Source organism: Parasphingorhabdus sp., assembly GCF_039982395.1.
Classification (GTDB): Bacteria; Pseudomonadota; Alphaproteobacteria; order Sphingomonadales; family Sphingomonadaceae; genus Parasphingorhabdus.
The window spans coordinates 658,003-678,025 of the sequence record NZ_JBDWYO010000006.1; the positions used below are offsets into that span (position 1 = coordinate 658,003).

10 protein-coding genes are annotated in these 20,023 nt (G+C 52.6%); 4 read left to right on the plus strand and 6 right to left on the minus strand.

Features of this window, described 5'->3' with window-relative positions; all coding sequences use genetic code 11:
* Positions 1 to 97: 97 nt before the first annotated feature.
* Positions 98 to 5,161 carry a hypothetical protein gene (locus ABJV08_RS13345; protein WP_348039763.1) on the plus strand — a complete coding sequence of 1,688 codons (5,064 nt, stop codon included), beginning with the start codon at positions 98 to 100 and terminating at the stop codon, positions 5,159 to 5,161.
* Between the two features lie 139 nt (positions 5,162 to 5,300).
* Here the strand turns inward: ABJV08_RS13345 and ABJV08_RS13350 are convergent, their stop codons facing one another.
* The 4 genes from ABJV08_RS13350 to thyA all read right to left on the minus strand — a co-directional run bounded on the left by ABJV08_RS13350 (position 5,301) and on the right by thyA (position 9,939).
* Positions 5,301 to 6,614 (minus strand): dihydrolipoamide acetyltransferase family protein, encoded by a 1,314-nt coding sequence (locus tag ABJV08_RS13350; protein ID WP_348039762.1) that lies wholly within the window; start codon positions 6,612 to 6,614, stop codon positions 5,301 to 5,303.
* Positions 6,611 to 7,633: an alpha-ketoacid dehydrogenase subunit beta gene (locus ABJV08_RS13355; RefSeq protein WP_348039761.1), complete on the minus strand. Its 1,023-nt coding sequence runs from the start codon at positions 7,631 to 7,633 to the stop codon at positions 6,611 to 6,613. The genes ABJV08_RS13350 and ABJV08_RS13355 overlap by 4 nt, the downstream gene beginning before the upstream one ends.
* Positions 7,621 to 8,895, minus strand: coding sequence for a 3-methyl-2-oxobutanoate dehydrogenase (2-methylpropanoyl-transferring) subunit alpha (locus ABJV08_RS13360; RefSeq protein WP_348039760.1), 1,275 nt, complete (start codon positions 8,893 to 8,895; stop codon positions 7,621 to 7,623). Before ABJV08_RS13360 ends, ABJV08_RS13355 begins: the two co-directional genes overlap by 13 nt.
* Before the next feature lie 111 nt (positions 8,896 to 9,006).
* Positions 9,007 to 9,939, minus strand: a complete 933-nt coding sequence (gene thyA / locus ABJV08_RS13365; protein WP_348039863.1) for a thymidylate synthase — start codon at positions 9,937 to 9,939, stop codon at positions 9,007 to 9,009.
* 284 nt (positions 9,940 to 10,223) lie between these two features.
* Here thyA and ABJV08_RS13370 point away from each other — a divergent pair, with 284 nt between their 5' ends.
* Complete coding sequence (locus ABJV08_RS13370; protein ID WP_348039759.1) at positions 10,224 to 10,715, plus strand: hypothetical protein; 492 nt, start codon at positions 10,224 to 10,226, stop codon at positions 10,713 to 10,715.
* Between the two features lie 317 nt (positions 10,716 to 11,032).
* Here the strand turns inward: ABJV08_RS13370 and ABJV08_RS13375 are convergent, their stop codons facing one another.
* Together ABJV08_RS13375 and ABJV08_RS13380 are read right to left on the minus strand one after the other, a co-directional pair.
* Positions 11,033 to 13,198: a caspase family protein gene (locus tag ABJV08_RS13375; RefSeq protein ID WP_348039758.1), complete on the minus strand. Its 2,166-nt coding sequence runs from the start codon at positions 13,196 to 13,198 to the stop codon at positions 11,033 to 11,035.
* A 251-nt stretch (positions 13,199 to 13,449) separates the two neighbouring features.
* Entirely contained in the window at positions 13,450 to 13,941 is a 492-nt protein-coding gene (locus ABJV08_RS13380) for an Lrp/AsnC ligand binding domain-containing protein (RefSeq protein ID WP_348039757.1), read from the minus strand.
* A gap of 102 nt (positions 13,942 to 14,043) precedes the next feature.
* Here ABJV08_RS13380 and putA point away from each other — a divergent pair, with 102 nt between their 5' ends.
* Positions 14,044 to 17,748 (plus strand): bifunctional proline dehydrogenase/L-glutamate gamma-semialdehyde dehydrogenase PutA, encoded by a 3,705-nt coding sequence (gene putA, locus ABJV08_RS13385; RefSeq protein ID WP_348039756.1) that lies wholly within the window; start codon positions 14,044 to 14,046, stop codon positions 17,746 to 17,748.
* Between the two features lie 110 nt (positions 17,749 to 17,858).
* Positions 17,859 to 20,018, plus strand: coding sequence for an EAL domain-containing protein (locus ABJV08_RS13390; protein WP_348039755.1), 2,160 nt, complete (start codon positions 17,859 to 17,861; stop codon positions 20,016 to 20,018).
* The last annotated feature ends 5 nt before the right edge of the window (positions 20,019 to 20,023 follow it).

Below are 20,023 nucleotides of genomic sequence, written 5' to 3' on the forward strand. Positions count from 1 at the left end.
TCGCCGCCTTTCGCTTTTTTGAATGAAGCTATTAACCAATTTTATTAAGCCAGTCAGCCTGGCAATTGCTGCAAGCGCTTTAACCGCGCCTGCCTCTATGGCCCTCGCGCAACCCGAGTTTGCCGAGCAACAGCCACAGGCCCCTGACTTTGCTATTGAGCAGCCCCAAAATCTGCCACTAATTACCAATATTGCACAAGCGGAATGGGATATCGGCGGCCAACGGCTGCAGAAACCATCCAATCGCGTTGATATTCAGGTCGTTCCTCCTCCGAACGCCCCCCCAGAAATCACCACCTATCAGTTCAGTGACCCTCCTGGAGCCGAGCAAGTACCGATTCCCGGTACTATGTGTCGCGGCACCGGTGGCAGTGTCCCTGTCGAACTGAGGGGCGTCTTTGCCGGCACGTCAACAAGCCCGGCCTCCATCACGCCAACGGACAGAATCCGAGCTGGTGCACCGCTTATCGTTTCCATTCTTGCCCCAAACAAGAATTTGAACCCACAAGCGGTCGACAGCTTTGAAATTGTCCTGACAACGCCCGCTGGCGACCGGGAAGTGATCACTATCTCCGAAACGGGACCAAATACGGCCCGTTTTGTTGGAATGATCAACACGGCGGCAATCCCGCCCAGTCCGGTGCAGGGAGACTGTAAGCTCTCCGTCAATCCGGGCGACACTCTGGATGTCGGAATTGGCGAAACAGCGGGCAATTCTCTGGGTTCGGTCGAACTGGGCATTCTGATCGATCCGTTTGGCGAAACCTTCGACAGCGGCGACGGCACTCCTGTATCCGGAACGCGCGTTACCCTGATTGACGTAGCAACCGGCCTACCTACCGATGTTTTCGGCGATGACGGTGTTTCTGTGTTCCCCAACTCAGTCATAACCGGCAGCACCGTGACAGACAGCGGCGGAACCGTGTATAATTTTACGGAAGGCTTTTATCGCTTCCCGTTTGCACGGGCGGGCCGCTACCGTTTGCTGATCGAACCACCCCAGCCGTATAGCGCCCCATCGGCCGCTACGCCCCAACAATTGGCTGACCTGCGTCGGACAGATGGACTGCCGTTCACCATTGTGGATGGATCTTACGGCGGCATCATCGTTTTGGATGACCCGGCACCTGTCCGCGTTGACGTTCCTTTGGACCGGCCCGGCGCACCTCTGGTGATCACCAAAGCGGCATCCACTGCACAAGCAGTGCCTGGCGACGCGGTTCAATATCGCATTACGGTACAGAATAGCGACCCGGTCAGAAACACAGGCCAAATAACGATCTCCGATCAGCTGCCAGCAGCAATGCGCCTGAAAACCGGCACGGTCCGCTACAATGGCGCACTGATTACGCCGAACATACAGCCGAATGGCCGGAACTTTAATGTTGTGGCACCGCCTCTCGCGCCATCCGCCAGCGGATTGCTGACCTATATTGCAGAAGTCCGTCAGGACGCGCAGCCCGGAGACGCCCTTAACATTGCGTCTGCCCAGGATGATCGCGGCGCCAGCAGCGAAACCACCGACGTTGTGGTTCGCATCGAACGCGACGGCATTTCTGAAAGATTCACGCTTATCGGCCGCATTACCGACGGTGGCTGTACTGTTAACCCGCAAGAAGCTGCCGGCATTGGTGGTGTTCGAGTGATGCTACAAGACGGGACCTACACGGTCACGGACAGCGACGGTCGTTACCATTTCGAGGGTATCCGGCCCGGCCTGCACGTCGTACAGGTCGATCCTTCAACTTTCCCTGCCGATATGGCGCCGATCGACTGTGCACAGAACACGCGCAGCGCGGGCAGCAATATATCCCGCTTCGTTGAAGGCCGCGGCGGCGCACTGAAACGTGCCGATTTCCGTGCACATAAAGTTGCAGCGAGAGAAATCAGCACACAGACTCTCTACAAAAAACCTGAAGTCATGACCGATCCTGAAGCAGCCGGCGCCGGTCGCGACTGGGTATCGAACAAAGAACCAGGGATTGCTTGGATCTTCCCCGAAGAAGACCATAACCCGCGGATCAAAGCCCTGCGCGTCGCGATCCAGCATAACGCCAAACAAAAGGTTGAGCTGTCAATCAACGGCAAGCCGGTCAATCCTATTACGTTTGACGGAACGAAGAAGAGTGCCAACGGAAAAATCCGTGTCAGCACCTGGCGCGGGATCGAGATTGAAGACCGGACCAATGTTTTCACGGCACGCGTCGTTGATCGCAGCGGAAAGCTGATCCAGGAACTCGAACGGAAAGTTCACTATGCGGGCAGCCCGCTCAACGCAGTGTTGCTTAAAGACCGTTCAATCCTGGTTGCCGATGGCGTCACCCGCCCCGTAATTGCGGTTCGGCTGACCGACCGTGATGGCAAGCCTGCCCGCAATGGCATGGTTGGCGATTTCTCGGTTCCGGCGCCTTATGCGGCGGCCGTTGAAGTCGATGCCCAACAGGCAAACCAGCTCTCTGGTCTAGAACGCGGCGCGCCTGTGTGGCGGGTCGAAGGCGAAGAAGGTGTCGCTTATATCGAATTGGCCCCGACAACGGCTTCCGGTTCGCTCAGCATTTCCTTTCCTTTCCGCGACGGTGAAGTCGAACGCACGCAGCGGATCGAAACCTGGCTGGATCCAGGCGACCGGCCTTGGACTGTAGTAGGCTTCGCAGCCGGCACCGTTGGCTTTAACACGCTGGACGAGCGGCTCGAAGACTTGGTCGAAGATGATGACAATATCAACGTTGATGGCCGTATCGCGCTATACGCAAAAGGCCGTGTGACCGGAAAATGGTTGATGACACTCGCTTATGATAGCGACAAGAATGAAGACGAAACCCGGTTCCAGGGCGTCATTGATCCGCGTCGCTACTATACAGTCTACGCCGATCGTAGCGAACAACGCTATGACGCAGCATCTGTGCGCCGCTTGTATCTCAAACTCGAAAGACCGCAATTTTACGCGCTTTTCGGGGATTATGAAACCGGCATAAGCGAGCCTGAACTGGCCCGTTATCAAAGAGCGTTCAACGGTATCAAAGCGGAATATCGCAGCGATCAGGTTCATCTTAACGCCTTTGGCGCCGATTCACCGAACCGTTTCCGTCGCGAAGAAATCCAAGGCAATGGCCTTTCGGGCCCTTATGCCCTCGCCACCCGGGATATTCTGGCCAACAGCGAACGGATCACGCTTGAAACGCGCGATCGCTTCCGCTCGGACCGGATTGTCGAACAGCGCGAGCTGACGCGGCACATCGATTATGACATCGACTATCTCGCCGGTACATTGCGCTTCCGCGAACCGATCCTCAGCCGCGGCAGCGGATTGGACCCACAGTTCATCATCGCAGAATATGAAGTTCTGGGCGTTGGCGACCGCAATCTAAATGCTGGTGGTCGTGCGACATACCAGACCGCCGACGAGAAACTGAAAATTGGTGCAACAGCCGTGCATGACGAGAATGAGAGCGTAAAAACGGATCTCCTCGGCGTTGACATTCGCTATCGCCCCGATCTTAAAACCGAATTCCGGGCAGAACTTGCTGTCACCGATAATGAAGCGAAGACGGCAACCGCTACGAACACCGGACGGGCCGCGACTGCATGGCTGGTAGAAGCAGAACATCATGGTTCAACATTTGATGTTCTCGCCTATGTAAGACGCCAGGCAAGCGGCTATGGCCTTGGTCAGCTGAACGCATCCGAGTCCGGTTCGCGTAAATTCGGCATCGACGCGCGGGTTCGGGTTCGCGAGAACCTGTCCCTCGCGGTCACCGGCTACCAGGAAAATTTCCTGACATCAGGCGCTCGCCGCCGGGCCGGTACAGCCGAACTTGAGTATCGCGCTGACAATACATCATTCCGCGCTGGCATGACCTATGCCAACGACCGCCTTTCCGATGGCACGGTGAACGAATCCACTTTGCTGAGACTGGGCGCGACCCAGCGATTGTTTGATGGCAAATTGGAATTGGATGCCCAGACCGAATTTGCTGTCGGTGGCCAGGACGAAAGCGTTGATTTCCCAGCGCGTCACAGCTTCTCTGCCCGTTATTCCATCACCAACGACATCAAAGTCGTCGGGACCTATGAAATTGCCGATGGCGAAAATATCGATGCCCGGACCGCCCGGATCGGTGTTGATGTGGCCCCTTGGGATGGCGCACGCATTGTGAGCAGCATGAACCAACAGGAAATCAGCGAATTTGGTCCGCGCACTTATGCGGCTTATGGCCTGACACAATCTATTCCTTTGGATGACAAATGGACCGTTGATTTCTCGCTGGATGGCAATGAAACCATCGGCGGCATTGATCGCAACGACGTTATCAATGATGAACAGCCCGTCGCTTCGGGTGGTTTCCTCGGCAATGACAGCTCTCTGACAGAGGATTTCATAGCGATCACCGCTGGCGCGACCTATCGCACCGACGACTGGAGCTGGACAAGCCGGGCCGAATATCGCGATGGCGACATTAGCGAACGCTATGGCTTCACCACCGCGCTTCTCAAGCAGATCAGCGAAGGCAGCGCATTGGGCGCCCTAGCCAGCGTATTTGTTGCGAAAGATGAAACTGGGGTCAGCACGCGCGTTATCGAAGCAGAAGGCAGTTGGGCGCACCGCCCATCGGACAGCGAATGGTCCTGGCTCGAAAAACTGGAATTTCGCGAAGACCGCGTGCGCAATGCCGTTGCAGGCGCATCGGGACCGATTGGCGGCGCACCATTGCTCGTCAACGGGAATGTAACATCGCGCAGAATTATCAATAGTTTAAGCGTCAACTACACGCCGATTGACGCGGATGACGGAATTTTTACCGAGGCAGGAGAATATAGCTTCTTTTGGGGAAGCCGCTATGTTTTCGACAAATTCGGTCAAGATGATGTCAAAGGCTGGAGCAACGTGGTCGGAGCGGACATCAAGTTCGATCTGTCCGACACCGTTGATATCGGCGGCCAGGCGACAGCGCGTATAGGCAATGACTTTGATACTGTTGCTTATTCGGGTGGGCCGAGCGTTGGGATAACACCATTTAAAAATGGCTATATCTCTATCGGTTATAATGTGGTGGGTTTTGAAGACCGTGACTTTGAAGAAAGTCGCTATACCAGAGATGGGCCCTTCATCACCTTCCGCCTGAAATTCGACCAGCAAACCCTCGGAAATCTGGGGCTGTAACTGGCGGATTGGGAAATTGGTTCCTTTCAGGAGCGCGAATATGATTGCTGATTTGAATCAGCGCAGCCTTTGATAAGCAGGAACCTTTGGGGGGTGAGCGCTTTTTCAATCAAGCCGCGCAATGGCTAAATACCGAGGTTCAATCAGCGAACAACAACACCGGCGTTTCAAGCAAATGCTTGAGCGCCTGTACATAGCTGGCGGCATCATAGCCGTCTACGACCCTGTGATCACACGAGATCGACAGATTCATAAGCTTGCGCGCATGAATCTCTCCGTTCTCCGCGAACACGGGGCGCTCTACTATCTTGTTAGGACCGATGATCGCCACCTCCGGCCGGTTTATGACCGGCGTTGTCGCGATGCCGCCCAGAGGCCCCAAAGAGGTCAGCGTGAGCGTTGATCCGGAGAGTTCTTCTGCCTTGGCGCTGCCATTGCGGGCCGCCTCTGCCAAACGACCGATCTCGCCCGCCAATTGCCATATATTCATATCCTGCGCATTGCGGATGACGGGCACCATCAGGCCCTGATCGGTCTGTGTCGCCAACCCCAGATGAACAGCGCCGTGACGGGTCACCTGCCCTGCCTGGTCATCAAATGTAGCGTTCAGCATCGGAAATTTTGGCAGCGATTTACAGATGGCCGCAATCATCAAAGGCAACATGGTCAGCTTGGGCCGCTCGCCGCGATTGGCATTCAGATCCTGCCGCATGTCTTCCAAATCGGTCATATCGATTTCATCGACATAGGAGAAATGCGGAATGTTCCGTTTGGAATCGGACATGTTCTGAGCAATTTTGCGACGCATTCCGATAACTTTTATCGTCTCGTCGTCACGTTTTTGAGAGGCGCCTGAAGGATGATATCCTTGTCCGGATCCATAGCTCAAATAGGCATCGAGATCGCTGTGACGGATATGCTCACCCTGTGCTTTGACCTGGGTTAGGTCTACACCAAGATCGGCTGCACGCTGCCGAACGGCGGGCGTGGCGCGGGCTTTCTGGACGCTGTTTTGTGACGGCATGACGTCAGTTTTCACTGGTTCGGCAGCCAAGACTTCAGACTTTTTCTTAAGATTAACTTTTGGAGTGTTGATCGGATCTTTCTCAATACTTTCAATATCTTGTGTTGACGCCAAGGCTTCAGAACCCGCTAATTCTTCAGCTATGTCCTTGTCAGAAGACGCTTCCAACGCTTCCAGTTCGCCCTCACCCTCAACCGCGATCTCAACCAGCATGGAACCAATGGCTATAATGTCGCCTTCTTCCCCGGCAACCGCGATGATCTTGCCGGAGACCGGCGCTTCCATCTCGACCGTAGCCTTGTCGGTCATGACATCGGCGAGCGGATCATCTTCCCCGACGACATCCCCAATCTGGACATGCCACTTAACAATTTCCGCTTCCGCAATACCCTCGCCAATGTCAGGCAGGTTGAATATATATTTGCTCATGATTTCAAATCCCCGACGATTTTTTCCAACGCTTCCCCAATGCGAACAGGCCCTGGAAAATAAGCCCATTCCAGACTGTGCGGATAAGGTGTGTCAAATCCGGTGACCCGTTCGATCGGGGCTTCGAGATGATAGAAACAGCGTTCCTGCACCAGAGCCGAAAGCTCCGCGCCAAATCCGCTGGTCCGGGTCGCTTCGTGAACAATCATGCAACGTCCCGTTTTTTTAACCGACTCTTCGATGGTTTCAATGTCGAGTGGAACAAGGGTTCGCAGATCGATGACCTCGGCATTCACACCATGTTGTTCGACCACGGCCTTCGCAACATGGACCATCGTGCCATAAGCGAGAACGGTAACGGCATCGCCTTCCCTGACAATATTGGCCTTGCCAAGCGGCACGGTAAAATGGCCCTCGGGCACTTCTGCTTCGGCAAATTTGGACCAGGGTGACACCGGGTTGTCATAATAGCCGGTGAACGGACCATTGTAGATTCGCTTGGGTTCAAAGAAGAGCACCGGATCATTGTCCTCGATCGATGCGATTAACAGCCCTTTGGCATCATAAGGCGTTGACGGGATCACAGTCTTCAAACCGGAAACATGGGTAAACATGGCTTCCGGCGACTGGCTGTGGGTCTGCCCGCCAAAAATACCACCGCCAAAGGGCGACCGGACCGTCAAAGGCGCAGTAAACTCTCCGGCCGAACGATAGCGAAGGCGAGCGGCCTCCGAAATCAGCTGATCCATCCCAGGATAGATATAGTCGGCAAATTGAATTTCCGGAACCGGGCGCAAACCGTATGCACACATGCCGACGGCGGCACCGATGATCCCGCATTCGGAGATCGGCGTATCAAAGCACCGGGTCTTGCCGTGTTTTTCCTGCAAACCGGCAGTTGCCCTGAACACGCCGCCAAAATAGCCGACATCTTCGCCCATGATCACGACATTCTCATCGCGTTGCATCATTGTGTCGAGGCCGGAGTTGATGGCCTCTATCATGTTCATGACGGCCATTTTATTTCCCGCTCTTTGTTCGCTTGCTCTGCCTGCTCTTTGAGATGCCATGGCATTTCTTCGAACACATCCTGGAACATGGTTTCAAAAGGCTGGTGCAGGCCGTGGCCCAAAATACCGTTTTTCGCGGCTTCCTTCACCACTGACTTGACCGCCTCAAGACATTCCGCATCCAGTTGTTCCTGCTGCTCGACGCTCCAAACTCCACGATGAATCAAATGGCGCTTGAGCCGCATGATCGGATCACCCAGCGGCCATTCTTCCCGTTCCTGCGCGCTGCGATAAGCCGTCGGATCATCCGAAGTGCTATGCGCTTCTGCACGATAGGTAAAATGCTCGATCACAGTGGGCCCCTGATTGGTCCGTGCCCGTTCGGCCGCCCAGCTGGTTGCGGCATAAACCGCCAGCGGGTCATTACCATCGACCCTCAGGGCAGCAACGCCATATCCGACACCACGCGCGGCAAATGTGGTTCGCTCAGCACCGGCAAAACCGGAAAATGAAGATATGGCCCACTGGTTGTTGACGATATTCATGATCACCGGCGCATTATAAACAGCCGCAAATGTGATGGCGGCGTGAAAGTCGCCCTCCGCGGTCGAACCCTCTCCACACCATACAGCGGCGATCCGGCTATCCCCTTTGCTCGCACTGGCCATAGCCCAGCCTACGGCCTGCGGATATTGGGTGGTCAAATTGCCGGAAACTGTGAAGAAGTTGAGCTCTCGGGAGCTATACATGATCGGTAGTTGTCGGCCTTTGAGCTTGTCGGCCTTGTTGGAGAATATCTGATTGACCATCTCGATCATCGGATAACCGCGGGCGAATAATATGCCCTGCTGGCGGTAGCTAGGAAAGCACATATCATCGGCATGCAAAGCCATGGCTGCGGCGACCGATGTCGCCTCTTCCCCGGTGCACTTCATGTAGAAGCTAGTTTTTCCCTGACGTTGCTGACGGTGGAGCCGGTCGTCAAAAGTGCGGACCTCCACCATTGTGCGGAGCATCTTGAGCAGGGTTTCGTCATCAAGCTTCGGGTCCCACGGACCGACCACCTTATGATCATCATCCAGCACCCGGACCATCTCATAGGCCATGCCCTGCATATCTTTGGGCTCAACACTTATGTCAGGTCGGGCTTGTGCACCGGCAACGGGGATGTTCAGATCGCTATAATCGACTGCATCACCGGGACGGAATTTAGGCTCGGGCACATGTAAAGTCAGTGGCGGTAAATTGCTTTTGGATTTTTCGTCAGCCATTGGGCCTCTCCAGCAAGAATCGCGCACATGCTGCGCTGCAATATTCGTTCAACAAGCTGTTACAATATTACAAAAGCTGATTTAGGTCAATCTCCCTGCCCTTTTAATGCCTTATACCGCCACCGGTGCTGATATATGGGACTGAGGATTGTAATCTTGAACCTCGAAATCGCCGATATCATAGTCAAAAATCGACTCAGGCTTGCGCAAGATTTTCATTGTGGGCGTGCCTGAAGGCTCGCGCGCGATCTGCTCTTCCACCAAATCAGCATGATTGAGATAGAGATGCACATCGCCGCCATTCCAAACCAATTCACCGGGTTCGAGGTCACATTGTTGTGCTATCATTCGGATCAATAGCGCTGCCGAGAAAATGTTGAATGCGAAACCAAGGCCGAGATCGCAACTGCGCTGATACAATAATCCAGACAATTTTCCGCCAGAGACATAAAATTGATAGGTTTTGTGGCAAGGCGGCAAGGCCATCTGGTCCAGTTCGGCTACATTCCAGCCCGTAAAAATATGCCGCCGGGAACCGGGGTTGTTCCTGATGCTGTCGATCAGCCCTGCAATCTGGTTTATACCCCTGTCTTCGCGGCGATACAGCCCCTCACCTGCAGGAGTGTAGCGCGGCCAATCGACCCACTGCTTGCCATAGACTGGCCCCAAATCGCCCCATTTTATAGCGAATGCTTCATCTTCAATAATATGTTGCTCAAAAGTATCTCGGTCAATATTTTCACCGGTCTCCTTCCGATATTTGTCGAGTGGCCAATCCGTCCAGATGTGCACTTTCTGCTTCACTAGCTCGCGGATATTGGTATCTCCAGTGAGAAACCAGAGCATCTCTCGCGCTGCGGTTTTCCAGAAAACCCGTTTGGTCGTCAGCAGCGGGATCATATTGTTTGCGAGATTGAAGCGCATCGTCACACCGAAAACAGCGCGCGTGCCAACGCCGGTGCGATCGACACGTTCATCACCCTGAGTCCAGATCGTCCGCATCAGATCAAGATATTGCTGCTCATAATGCTGTTCAGGATTCAAACCATCAATCTCCAAAATGTCACTGGTCAAACGCTAGACCGCTCTGCTCATTTCCTCAACAAAATCCGATTGGAGATTGAATTTTAAACTCCGAATCTATTGAAACAAGGCCACATCTATTGGGCAAAGACGAACGATGCAAAGTCGAATGGCCGGAGCACCGCAAGTCCAGCGGAAAATGACGGCGGCAAATAACCCTCTGATCCAATACTGTCCATTCTGTCCTATACTCGCCCTCTAGACCGGCAGCATCTTAGTAATACATTGATTACGGTAAATGGTGCATGTTGAAACCATTTTCGATCCAATTCAATGCGGCGGCGAGACAAGTTAAAGGCCAGAATTTTGGTCACTGTTCGTATAAAGCTGGGGTGCAGAGAATTATGAGCCAAACAGATATTGCTAAAGGTCTTCTGTCCATAGCTGCAAATCGCTACCGAATATTGGGAGATGATCTTGCCGCTCTTGGTGAAGACGGTTGGCATATATTGCTGATATTATTTAGTGCAGAACATCTGCCCTCTGTCTTACGTCCCGAGTCACTGGAAGAAGGGATGCGCTGCCCAGCCAATCTTAACCGTATTCTAAAGGTGCTTTCAATGCATGGTTTTGTAGAAGAGAGACTGCCTCCAACCAACGGCGATCAGTCTTTCCGGGTGACCAAAAAAGCGATATCCAAAATACAACTCATTCTGAATAGCGAGACCAACCTGTTTTTCCAGAGCAAGCCTTGCGATCAGGAAACCAACGAACAACCGCTCTCGAACGATCTCTGACCGGGCTCATTGGCCATTCACGAGAGTGTCTCAACCACTTGACTTATTTGGATAACAACCAAGTCCTAATGCAATTGGCCTGAAGCTTTCAAACAATCTTCCAAAGCACATTTCAGGCTTTCGATTTTGGTTACGTCAGTCGTGGCCCAGACACCTCTTAGCATTAAAGATCACACGGCAGAATATTCCGATATTTGGGCGCAGCCTCATTCATTGATGGCCCCGATTTTTAGCTTCTCGCGAACCAATCATCCCCAAGCAAGTTTCAAACCGCTGATCGCCGACTGAACCTTGCTAGCTCTAAACAACCAATCCCATCATGCCGCCAAAGTGTAATTTTTTTCTCCGGCTCCACGGCACATCTGCTTGGCAATTCTGGTTTCTTCACCGTCAATGATCGCAACGTCCGTGATGCTTAGGCATCTCCGTCCATCAGGCTCCGCTGTTAGCGCGGTAATCATCGACGAACCAGAAACATCGGCACGGGTCGGACTCTTCCATTTTGCAATGGCGCCGACTTCCTCTTTCTGCACAATCGTCATGGTGGCTTCCGCCGCTTTTTCCTGTTCTTTCTCATCAAGTTGGCATGCAATTTCGGCACCAATTACAGCACCCAGCCCCCCTGCGATCAATGTTCCGACTTTCCCCAGGCCGGCAGCATCACCAATCACACCGCCCAGCACACCGCCCAGCAATCCACCGCCGGTTCTCGCCCCTTTGCAATTTTTGGATTTGGACTTCTTCTTTTTCTTTTTCTTTTTCTTTGAATTGCTGGTGGTTGCAGACGCATTAGCCAATTGCCCGTCACTGTCCGGGATTCCAGCGGAACGATCCATTCTGATTTTGGGTTGAGCAAGCGCCTTTTTAACGTCAAATTCCGGAACCGGGTATCCGCCGCATCCGGTGTTGAAACAAAAGCGGTCCTGCAAATATGCGCGGTCCTCTTGATAGCGCGCTTCTGCCGATCGATAGCTTGCCAGATTAACACCCTCCGGATCAGAATCCGCATGTTCCTTCATCATCACCGCATAAAAACCATCTTGGCTCTTGGGAGAATATTTCATGTTGCCGCCAACTTGATCAACATAGAGTTGGGAAATTCTTTTCTGATGTTCGATCATGCGCTCACGAAATGGCGTTAGAATTTCACTATAATATTTGTCGAGCTTAACCGTGCACTGGTTAATGTCTTCTGCCTTATCAAAAGGCATTTCAAATACTTGGTGGCTCTCCCGACATTCTGGATAGCCTTCTGCAGGCAATAAGGGAGTCGGTGGCAATGCAGGCAATTCTGGCTCTGCTTTTGTGGGCGGTACATAGGCCAAATCGGCTCCCGACCTTTGCATAGAACTGCTGGAATCTGTCGGAAGGCGTGGCATATTCTGCGCAACTGGTGCTTCTGCCGCACCAGCTTTTCCGTTAGCATTGGCGGTTCCAGCGGGACCATTGGACGACGGCGTGCCTCCGCTGCTGCCATCCAGAGAAAGCGATGGGGCATTCGACGTTGAGGCAAGCGATTGGACAGGGTTTCCATTTCCCGATTTGGATGAAATCATGGCGGTAGAGCTCGATGCCCCACGCAACTTTTCGAGCTTCTCATTGGCAAGATCGGCAAAAAGCCCCGACGGGAATTCTTTTACATATGTTTCATAGGCCGCCAAAGTTCCCGCAGCATCCGCTCCGCGCCACATCAGAGCATCCATGGTCGACCGATTGTCGTTGGATGGAGCGGCAGCAGTCGGTGTCACGTTAGCTGCGATCGCAGTTGCAGGCTTCGGTTCTGGCGTTGTTGGCTGCACAAGATAAACAGGTGTTCCGGTAATGCTAGCACTGACAAAGGGCCGTTGATTGCCACCAGTTGCCGCAAGGACATCGTCGCGGACGAGCCCTCCCAAAAGCTGCAGCGGCACATCGGGTTGTGGAAGTCGTTTTGCCAGAGATTCTGCAAAGGGAGAATTGAAGCCGGTGCCATCGGTGGCGGTTTGCCCCGGCGCTGCCGCGTAGATCACCAAGACACCATCCGCATCGAAGCCGGCCAACCCGCGGGCAACCGCCCGGGTTCCTGAAGCCCAACTGTTGCCAAAGGGATTGTTGCGGCATGCATCCAGAACAACCATTCGAATGCGTGCGCCCGAAACCGATTCCATCATCCGTTCAAGATTTATCGATTCATAGGGAAGGTCGAACGCCGTCTTCAACTCTGCATCAATCGGTATAAGCCAGTTTTTGCCCTGCCCTTCCATGCCATGGCCAGCATAGTAGATCATGGCGACATCCGCGCCATTGGACTTTTCTCTGAACGTCCGAAGCTCTCGCTGAAAACTCCCAATAGTCAGATCCAGGGCAACAACAACGTCATCAAAGCCCGCCTGACGCGCCGCATCAGCAACAATATTGGCGTCGTTGACAGGATTGGGTAGCGAACTCGTGTTTACGTAAGACGAGTTACCGATGATAAGCGCAACACGCTTGGCTTCAGCCATTCCTGACCAAAGTGACGCTATAAATATGAATATCAAGACCCCAAGTCGGATCATTGATCACCCCCATGGTTTCATCGCGATCATCAAGCGAGTATTCGCTGATTTCAATAGATGTCCCGCCGCTGTGAAGGCTGCGCCCCTCCTCCACAAAATACTGTCGACCCTTAACCCAGAACCGTCAAATAATGCAACGCAATTGACCAACAATTGCTATGACACAGACCGGTAGCGTCTCTACTTCCAACGAAGCATCAATATTTTTGAATGAGGCTATGGGCCAGATGCACTGTTGAGTTGCGCTTGACCTCCTCCATCGCGGGGAATGACGTGGTCTGATAGAGGCCTGGCAAATCATTGATGCAATCCGTCAAAATCGATCGATAATCTTCCATATCGCGACAACGCACCTTCAAAAGATAGTCGAAACCCCCGGCCATCATATGACAGGATTGGATGGCATCGACTTTTTTTACCGCCTTGTTAAATTCATCGATGTGACGACGGCTGGTCGCCTCCAGTTTCACCTGGATGAACACAACGTAATTTTGCCTGATTTTCCGCATATTGAACCGCGCGTGATAGCCAGTAATATAGCCTTCCCGTTCCAGTCGTTTCAACCGAAGCTGACAAGGTGTTTTTGACAATCCGATCCGGTCAGATAGATCGGCCAGCGACATTCGACCATTCTCTTGCACCGCCTCCAATATCTGCCAATCAAATTTGTCCAACGGCTTGTCTGTCATAATAACTCCCATTTCCTGATAATATATCAGTATTTAGGTAAATATTCTACAATATGCAAAATTTAGGGACCATCTTCCTACTATTGCGAATAAACCAAGGTGATGACATATGTAACTAACTTGCCATTGGGTGAAACAGCGCTGCGGGACAAGGTCGCTGCTGCGACCCTGCAATGCGAGAACGAGGTGTTTCTAAACCTCTCGGCTGAATTGCATTTCGACGACAATCAATGGCAGAAAATCGTTCAGAACAGCGGCAAAATAATAGAGACCCTCCGTTCGGAAAAACAACCGGCCCTGATCGATCAATTTCTCACCGAATATGGCTTGTCCACGGATGAAGGCATCCAGCTAATGCGGCTCGCCGAAGCCCTTTCCCGGACCACCGATCCGGTGACCGCCGATCAACTCATCAAAGACAAGTTAATGCAGCGGGACTGGTTGTCGCATTCTGGCCCCGGCCATCGCTTGGCGATGAGCCTGTCCGGCCGTACGCTGCACCTTGTTGATAGATGGCTATGTGCTACCGATCAGGCTAGAAATCCAATCGTCAGTGCCGGCAATGCAGTTTTGCGGTTCGCGACCAAGATAGCCATCCGGATGCTCTCGTCACAATTTGTGTTTGCGGAAACTTTGGATCAAGCTCTCAAAAGAGCCGATAAGTATCGCAAGAGAGGGTATCTGTTTTCTTTCGATATGCTGGGAGAAGGAGCGCGGACGGCAGCCGATGCAGCCTGCTATTACCATGCCTATTCCGATGCCCTGAATCGTATTGCGGCTCACGCTCAAACCGATGATCCGCGGAAAAACAACGGAATTTCCATCAAGCTATCCGCGCTGCACCCGCGATATGAATATGCGCAATCCGAGACTGCAATCCCGGAAATAGTGGACCTTTTGGTCCCGCTCGCCATCAAAGCCAAAGCCGCCAATGTGCAAATAACAATCGACGCCGAAGAAGCCGAACGCCTTGATATTTCAATGGATGTTTTGGCCGCTTTGATTGCGAAACCGGAACTGGAAGGCTGGCACGGCCTCGGCTTTGTGGTTCAAGCCTATCAACGACGCGCCCTGCCCTTGCTCGATTGGCTCGATCTACAAGCCCAAAAACTCGGCGCTCCGTTGATGATCCGACTGGTCAAAGGAGCCTATTGGGACAGCGAAATCAAACGGGCTCAAGAAATGGGGTTGAGCAGCTATCCTGTGTTCACCCGTAAAGAGATGACGGACCTGAGTTATCTCGCGTGCGCCGCGAGATTGCTCTCAAAGCCAGATTCTTTCAGCCCCCAATTTGCCACACATAATGCAAATAGTATTGCGGCAATCCAGGAACTGGCTGGCCCTCGCGAGGATTTCGAGTTTCAACGCCTGTTCGGCATGGGACAGCAGTTGCACGATATGATTCTGGGCCAAGGCACAGTACAAAGCCGCATCTATGCGCCCGTTGGAACCCAGAAGGATCTGCTGTCCTATTTGATCCGACGACTGTTGGAAAATGGTGCGAATAGCTCCTTCGTCCACAAACTGGTCGACCCGGATAGCAATATCGACAGTTTAACAATCCCCCCATCGCAACTGATCATGGGTCATGAACACAAGCCCAATGAGAACATCCCTTCACCTCGGTCCTATTTGACCGACGGTCGATTAACAGCGATCGGATGGGATCTGTCCAATCCTTTGGACCGGCAGCGATTTCAAAGAGAAGTGACCGAAGCAAGAACTGGCACTTACGAAGCATTTCCGATTGTTGATGGCAAAAAGTGCGTGGCAGAAACATCTGCTGTCCGAAACCCTGCTCGGTTGAAAGAAGTCGTTGGCCAATCCGCTTCAGCCACCAAAGATCAGGCAATTGCCGCGGTCACAAAAGCACATTCAGCGATTGAAAACTGGCAGTCGAAATCACCCGACAACCGGGCCCGGATTTTGGATCGCGCGGCCGAACTCCTCGAAACGCGCGCGGGTATATTTCACTATCTCGCGATCCATGAAGCCGGAAAATCATGGAGTGATGCCATTGATGAAGTCCGAGAGGCGATTGATTTTTGCCGCTACTATGCAGGACAGATCCGCGAGGACCGGTTTAGAGAGCGCAGAGCTCTTGGGGTTGTGGTCTGCATATCTCCTTGGAATTTTCCTCTGGCAATCTTTCTCGGCCAGATAACCGCTGCACTTGCAGCGGGCAATACAGTGGTTGCCAAACCTGCCGAACAGACGCCGCTGATTGCAACCGAAGCGATACGACTGCTTCACGAAGCGGGAGTGGATAGCGCGGCCCTGCAATTCATTCCAGGTGATGGCGCGGAGATCGGGGAAGCATTGGTCAGCCATCCCTCCACCGCCGGCGTGTGTTTCACCGGTTCGACCGCAATTGCAAAAAGGATCGCAAGCGTTCTTGCCGATACAGGCAGACCGTTGACGCCGTTGATTGCCGAAACAGGCGGTATCAACGCGATGATTGTAGATTCATCAGCGTTGCTGGAACAAACCATTGATGCGGTTATATCATCGGCCTTTCAGAGTGCCGGCCAGCGATGCTCAGCGCTCAGAATTTTGTGCGTACAAGACGATATTGCTGAAGATTTTCTCCAACTGCTGGCCGGAGCGATGGACGCCCTGCGGGTCGGAGACACTTCGACGCTCGATATCGATATTGGGCCCGTCATTGATGCCACAGCTCAAGCAAATATTAAGGAGCATATGGCTCGATTGGATCAATGCGCTCGCGTGATCCGACAAGCTCCGGCAGGAAAGCTTGAAGAGGGCTATTTTATCCGACCTGCCGCCTATGAACTGGAAGATATCTCTGATCTCGACAAAGAAGTCTTCGGACCTGTGCTGCACGTGGTTCGCTTCAACGCACGAGACAAGATGAACTTGATCGGAAAGATCAATCAGCGAGGATATGGCCTTACATTGGGCATTCAGAGCCGGATTGATTTCGTCAGCGATACAATGGCCAGAGACGCAAATGTCGGGAATATCTATGTCAATCGGAACCAGATTGGTGCGGTTGTTGGCGTGCAACCCTTTGGCGGCCATGGCATGTCGGGCACCGGTCCGAAAGCCGGTGGCCCGCTATATCTTCATCGATTGAGCAGGCCGGCGGATGTGCCCGTCGTAACCGGACAAACAATAGTCAGCCTGAAAAGTGACGAGGATCCTCAAAGCCTAGCGGCGCTCTGTGCCCATCTTGAGCAAAGCAAAGAAAAACAATCCATTTGGTCGAATCGGACGGATAAAACCGATATTTTGTTGAGCGCAGCCGATCCGGCCGATCCCACTCTGAACGAGCGCCTTCAACTGGCCATTGCACAATGTGAAAAAATGCTTCCACACGAAGGAGAACTGGCGTCACCAGCCGGCGAAACCAATGTCTATCAGCATAGCGGCAGAGGCGTAATCTTGTCCTTGCTCCCTGACATCACGCAAGCAGTGGATGGGTGCTTTCGATCCCTGCTCACTGGCAATACATTTGTGCAGATCAGCACAGATCACATAATCGACCCGCTCGCGCTTCTTGCCGTCAATCTTGCGGATCTAAGTGGCTGCGCAAAGCTGGTGGGGCAGTTTACCGCGGACGAAAACAATATTGATAGGTTGATCAAACTGGGCAGTTTTGACGCACTGCTAGTGTCCCCCGAAGATCCAAGTATCGGAGTGTGGGGATCCATTCTAGCCCGAAGGACAGGACCTATCATTCCGATATTGGTGCCCGATGATTTGGCCGATCGCTATGTCCATGAAAAAACCACAACGCGGAATATTGCGGCAGCGGGAGGCGATGTATCCCTGTTGAACGCCTGATTTGGCACCATAAGGCCACTGCGAACCATCAAATCACTGTTATAGAACGTTATCTGTCTGTAATTCGGCGTTAACCTTATCTTGAGCAAAAGCCGATAGTGCCTGTAATCATGAGCACGCGCGTTTTAATAGTCGATGATCGACCCACCAATCTGAGGATTTATGCCCAGTTTGTGACGTTGATGGGGGAAAAATATTCCGCCGTTACGTACGCAGATCCGGTAGAAGCACTCCATTGGCTGAAAGAGAATAGCGTAGACTTGATGGTCGTCGACTATCGTATGCCGCAAATGAATGGTGCGGAATTCATCCGAAAAGTCAGGATGATGCCTGGTGCCAGTGATATTCCCGCCATCGTCATCACCGCGCACCAAGATCGTGAATGTCGACTTGCCGCGCTCGATGCAGGGGCCACTGACTTTCTGCAAAGTCCGGTGTCCCACGTGGAATTTTGCAGTCGCGCCATGTCGTTGCTGACGAAAACCAAGAAAAGTGTCACGCTGCGCATGCGTGCGTCGGAAATCGAGCGCAAACATGCAGCGGTGACCCCGGCATTATCAAATGAAGGTCCTTCAGGCAAAAGCATGCTTGAACAAATAATCGATACAATCCCGATCATGATCAATGCAACGGATCGTTCGGGCAAATGTCTGTTCACGAACGCCTATCAATCGGCCTTGTTCGACAAAGACCCTGATGAAATGGTCGGCACAGACTTTGCCAATAATTTCGAACCGATATTGGCCGCAAATTCGCGCAGACGGGATGCGCTTGTCCTGAAATCCGGCCTTGCAATTCCGCATTATGAAGAGAAAATTGCCAGCGATGGCGTGGACCTGATCTTTCATTGCAACAAATCGCCACTGCTCAACCACAAGGGTGAGACGATTGGCGTTCTAACAACTGCGGTTGACATAACCGCCCGGAAATTTGCCGAAGAACATAGAACGCACCTTGCATTGCACGACATGCTGACCGGCCTTCCAAACCGGGTTCTGCTTGCAGAAAATGTCAAATCAACCATCGAGCACTGCCAGAAATCAAACACTGAAGCCGCGCTTTTGCTGCTCGACCTGGATCGCTTCAAAATTATCAACGACACCCGTGGTCATCACAGCGGTGATGCTCTTTTGCGAGAAGTCGCAGAACGCCTTTCCAAAGTTATCGGTCCAGAAGACTTTGCCGCGCGCATTGGTGGTGATGAGTTTGCGATCATTTTTAGCAAGTTCGAAAGTGTCGACTCTATTAATTCGCGATGCTCGAAAATTCTCAAAGCAATCAAAGAACCATATGCAATCAGCGGTGTTGGACAGATGATCAGCGCGTCCATCGGCGTCAGCCTCATACCTAGCGATGGCGATGAATATGAGGAAGTTCTGCGCATGGCTGATTTGGCTATGTATGATGCCAAAGCCAACGGTCGTAACTGCCACAGATTCTTCTCCGAAGGCATGAATGAAATCGCGCAAGCCGATGCGGCGTTGGAAAACGAATTGCGTGATGCACTCAACGAAAATCAATTTGCTCTCGAATATCAGCCCATTGTTGATGCCCAATCGCTCGATTATGTGGGCTTGGAAGCTCTAATACGGTGGGATCATCCAACCCGGGGACGGTTGCTGCCGATGCAATTCATCCGGGTTGCGGATGATAGCGGGCTTATGGATATGCTCGGCAATTGGGTCATTGGTGAAGTATGCCGCGAAATCAAAGCTTATGCCGACCGCGGTATCGACCTGCCCCGTGTTGCGATCAACGTATCACCGCGGCAATTTGAAACCCATAATCTCTGTGACGAGCTGATGGCAAATATCAAAGCCAATGGCATTGAACCATCGAAGATCACCATTGAGATCACTGAAGAACTGCTGATCGACAACAGCGAACAGGTAAGGGATACGCTTCAACGTATTCGCAGTCTTGGCGTTGGAATCTCTATTGATGATTTCGGAACGGGCTATTCTTCACTGCAATATCTAAGAGACATTCCAGCAAATTGCTTGAAAATCGATCGCGCATTTATATCGCGCATCGAGCATAGTGCCGCGGACCGGGCCATCATTGGTACTATTGCCCATCTGGCGCATGCGTTAGACATGCGCGTGATCGCGGAAGGCGTTGAAAATGATGCCCAGCTGGACCTGTTGAGAGTTTCAGGCTGCGACGAGATCCAAGGTTTCAAAATTGCACGTCCACAACGGGCGGAAAACCTCGGCAAACTGTTTGATGGACGAGAATCGGGTCACCCGATCCAATCAGCAGAAGGCTAACCAAA

Excerpts from the sequence above, each read along its gene's own strand:
- ABJV08_RS13345 (WP_348039763.1), top strand. The coding sequence starts at position 98 with ATGGCCCTCGCGCAACCCGAGTTTGCCGAGCAACAGCCACAGGCCCCT.
- ABJV08_RS13350 (WP_348039762.1), bottom strand. The coding sequence starts at position 6,614 with ATGAGCAAATATATATTCAACCTGCCTGACATTGGCGAGGGTATTGCG.
- ABJV08_RS13355 (WP_348039761.1), bottom strand. The coding sequence starts at position 7,633 with ATGGCCGTCATGAACATGATAGAGGCCATCAACTCCGGCCTCGACACA.
- ABJV08_RS13360 (WP_348039760.1), bottom strand. The coding sequence starts at position 8,895 with ATGGCTGACGAAAAATCCAAAAGCAATTTACCGCCACTGACTTTACAT.
- ABJV08_RS13370 (WP_348039759.1), top strand. The coding sequence starts at position 10,224 with ATGTTGAAACCATTTTCGATCCAATTCAATGCGGCGGCGAGACAAGTT.
- ABJV08_RS13375 (WP_348039758.1), bottom strand. The coding sequence starts at position 13,198 with ATGGCTGAAGCCAAGCGTGTTGCGCTTATCATCGGTAACTCGTCTTAC.
- ABJV08_RS13380 (WP_348039757.1), bottom strand. The coding sequence starts at position 13,941 with ATGACAGACAAGCCGTTGGACAAATTTGATTGGCAGATATTGGAGGCG.
- putA (WP_348039756.1), top strand. The coding sequence starts at position 14,044 with ATGACATATGTAACTAACTTGCCATTGGGTGAAACAGCGCTGCGGGAC.
- ABJV08_RS13390 (WP_348039755.1), top strand. The coding sequence starts at position 17,859 with ATGAGCACGCGCGTTTTAATAGTCGATGATCGACCCACCAATCTGAGG.